The sequence below is a fragment of the Ferrithrix thermotolerans DSM 19514 genome, assembly GCF_900128965.1.
In the GTDB taxonomy this organism is placed as follows: domain Bacteria; phylum Actinomycetota; class Acidimicrobiia; order Acidimicrobiales; family Acidimicrobiaceae; genus Ferrithrix; species Ferrithrix thermotolerans.
Genome location: NZ_FQUL01000080.1, coordinates 1 through 1,928 on the forward strand (window position 1 = coordinate 1; position 1,928 = coordinate 1,928).

Annotated in this window: 2 protein-coding genes; one reads left to right on the forward strand and one right to left on the reverse strand. The window is 49.8% G+C overall.

From position 1 onward, the window contains the following. Nucleotides 1–199, forward strand: a 199-nt coding sequence (locus BUA24_RS13525) for a hypothetical protein (RefSeq protein ID WP_218587482.1), incomplete at its 5' end; no start/stop codon positions are given. Between the two features lie 500 nt (nt 200–699). Here the strand turns inward: BUA24_RS13525 and BUA24_RS11630 are convergent. Further along, complete coding sequence (locus BUA24_RS11630) at nt 700–1,284, reverse strand: beta-class carbonic anhydrase (RefSeq protein WP_072792763.1); 585 nt, start codon at nt 1,282–1,284, stop codon at nt 700–702. Between the last annotated feature and the right edge of the window lie 644 nt (nt 1,285–1,928).

Sequence of the window (1,928 nt, forward strand, 5' to 3'; positions counted from 1 at the left end):
CAAATCAATTCACTCGTGGAATTTGCACAACTATCGGGACACAACCAGAGCCGACCTCGGTCACCACCTGATCTACCAAGTAGCCGTGCTCCGTCGCCCAGGCCACGATCCTTGCCACCTGGCGGTCGAGATCCGTGCGCTAGTCGGCAGAGGAGACTTGGGCATAGACGACCGTGCGACGGGGGCTAGGTGCCGTTGATGTTTCTAGGTCACCGACGAGAATAAGCTTGCCCATCTTGCGAGCAGGAACCGGGAGCTTGCCTTCGCGCTACCAACGGTAGGCGGTTTGGGGATGGATGCCTTGGGCAAGCGCCAACTCACGAAGGTTCACCATTTGATGGTATAGCATGCTGGATTACCAACAGTTGCTGCCCCCTAAAGTAGACAAAAAAGCGGTACTTGACATCTAGGTGACCTTGAACTTATTGCCCTTATCGCAAGGAGATCGCCCAAGCGACGCAGTAACGCTCACCGACACAACGTCTTAGCGCTTTATTCAAAGCATCAAGTCCACTTCGACATTAGGGCGACGAAAGAGTAGGTAAGAGAAGTAAGGGAGAGGGCCAAGTTCTCATCAGCACTGACCAGTCTGTCACCTAGGGTCAGATTTGGATCGTCAACAATAAACCGCTAATTGCCTGCCCGACCCCAAATAGTGAAGAAACGAGATGTCATCTGCCTACCTATGAGATCCAGTCCTTATCCTTTCGGGGCTCTGCCGATCTTTGACGCATCAGGCACTTCAACAAGCCCTCCGGACTTGACGTCGTATATAAAACCGTAGACAGGAATCCATGATGGAACAAGGGGATGAGACTTTATCCTGGTAACGTCTTCAACTACCGAGACAGCTTGGTCGGTGATGGTAAGCCAGTTGATGTACTTACCCTCCGTGGAACCTGGACCTCGTCCAACGTCCCTAAAACCATCGGCGCTCAGCTCGGCCGTCTCGAGACTGGAGGAAAGCATACTACTCATAACTTCGTTGTTAAAGAATTCCATGCCACAGTTTGTATGATGGATAACAAACCACTCTTTCGTGCCCAGTAGCTTGTAGGAGATGACCAACGAGCGTATCGCATCGTCACTAGCCCTGCCACCGGCGTTTCGAATGACGTGAGCATCCCCCTCTTTGAGACCGGCAAACTTAGCTGGATCAAGCCTTGCGTCCATGCAAGTTAGGATGGCAAATCGGCGCGCTGGAGGCATGGCAAGTCGCGACTTATCCCCAAAGCCTTGAACGTAGCCATGATTAGCCTCTAACACTTCATTGAAGACCGACAAATTCCCACTCCTTCGCGACGATCTGAAAAGCAATAGTAAATATAACACCTTTTATCACAATCTTGATCAACTTTATCATGTATTGCTCGATGAATTGGTATCTAAAATTTCATCAAACCTCCCTCGGTTGGCTGAAGTGCCGCTAATACGCCTCTCGTCACCTAAGGAGTAAAGTCGAGCTACTACAACTGCACCACCTGGTCAATTCCAGCGATCGTAGGTGTCTCGAAAGGTCATAGGACCTTTGGAGTACCTCGTACCTCCCTGGGACGTCGACCACAGTCATCAAGTAACTTGTGTATATCCAGCCGATACCCTGGCCCCTTTTCTCTCAAGTATTGGGATTAGCTGTTTTAAGCCTCATAGAGCGACCATTGGATTTAGAAAACTTTGCGTTGAGTAGCTTCCACCCAAGTGGTGTATTGACTATGGAGTGTTTGAGTGTGGACACTAGCTATCAAGTAACTTGACGTAGGGACCTCTGGGACAACCAAAAAGTAAGCGGAACGTTGCGGGAACATAAGAATCTATCCCAAGGCATAAAAAATGACTGCGACATAAAGAGCGCTGTTGCCATCCCTAGTGTCCCTAGCCAAAGTTTCGCTGTGAAACAGGAATTTTCAAGTTTCGGCCCCTGTTGAACC